General features: G+C 41.4%; 1 pseudogene. It reads right to left on the bottom strand.

Features of this window, described 5'->3' with window-relative positions:
- Nucleotides 1-42: 42 nt before the first annotated feature.
- Nucleotides 43-280: pseudogene (locus CWC11_RS22675) on the bottom strand (carbohydrate porin); the annotation flags it as partial.

Consider the following 280-nt stretch of genomic DNA (forward strand, 5'->3'; position numbering starts at 1 on the left):
CACACGCCCAGTATATAGACGTGTGCTTTGAATACTAGCTTATTAGAAGTAATAGCCAATATTAATGTTGAAGCGACGCTCAGTTTCGCTGCTATCGCCCGCTAATGAGCCACCAACAAACGGCATGTTTTTACCATGAACTAAGTCAAAGTATGTAAATAAACCACCTGCAGCGACCGAAAAACCGGTTACGTTCATCCAGGTATCTTTGCTGTTGTCTGATTTGTCGTAAATAGCGCTGTAGTCATTATAAAACTGTAAGTTTGTTACTGCACCCCAT

It is taken from the genome of Pseudoalteromonas sp. S3178, assembly GCF_005886985.1.
GTDB lineage: Bacteria > Pseudomonadota > Gammaproteobacteria > Enterobacterales > Alteromonadaceae > Pseudoalteromonas > Pseudoalteromonas carrageenovora.